The following is a 682-nucleotide window of genomic DNA, read 5'->3' as shown; positions in this document are numbered from 1 at the left end:
GAGGCCGAGCCCGGCCAGCATCACATGGCCCATGATCGCCAGGGCGATGCCCGCATCGGCGGCGAGCGCCGCGCGCGGCCCGCCGCGCAGGCCCTGACCGAGGCAGAACATCATGTCCGCGCCGGGCGTGAGGTTGAGCGCGAGGGCGGCGGGCGCGAAAGCCAGAAGCACCAGCGGGTCGATCATCCTCCCGTCTCCAGCCGCGCCTTGAGGGTCAGAAGATCGGCCCAGGCCTCGCGCTTGGCGGCGGGGTTGGCCATGAGGTAGGCGGGCGAGAAGATCGGCAGGGCCGGGCGGCCCAGCACCTCGCCCCAGCGGCCGCGCAGGCGGTGCAGCCCGCCGCCCTTCATCAGCGCGGCGCAGGCGGTGGAGCCCATCACCACGAGGATCTCGGGGTCGGCCAGCTCGACATGCCGGTCGAGAAAGGGCCGCATCATGGCGAGATCCTTGGGGTCGGGGGCGCGGTCACCGGGGCTGCGCCATGGCAGCACCGGGGCCATGTAGACCGCCCGCCCGGTGTCGGGCGCCTCGGCCGACAGGCCGATCGCGGCGAGCATCCGTTCCAGGAGCAGCGCGGCCGGCCCGGCGAGGGGCGCGCCCGCGCGGTCCTCTTCGCGGCGCGGCGGATCGAGAAGCAGCATGACGCGCGCACCCTGCCGCCCGCCAGAGAAGACGAAGCTGC

General features: G+C 74.5%; 1 protein-coding gene and 1 pseudogene. Both read right to left on the bottom strand.

Going from position 1 to position 682, the window contains the following annotated elements:
* Nucleotides 1-186, bottom strand: a pseudogene (locus NHG85_RS18810) (LysE family translocator); the annotation flags it as partial.
* Nucleotides 183-682 (bottom strand): uracil-DNA glycosylase (locus NHG85_RS18805; protein ID WP_253335266.1); only part of this gene is annotated, 500 nt, incomplete at its 5' end. The pseudogene NHG85_RS18810 and the gene NHG85_RS18805, both read right to left, overlap by 4 nt.

Origin of the sequence: Limimaricola litoreus (genome assembly GCF_024159025.1) — a bacterium.
GTDB classification, from domain to species: domain Bacteria; phylum Pseudomonadota; class Alphaproteobacteria; order Rhodobacterales; family Rhodobacteraceae; genus Limimaricola; species Limimaricola litoreus.
The sequence above is the reverse complement of the archived record's forward strand: the minus strand, read 5'-3'. Positions and strand labels throughout refer to the sequence as shown.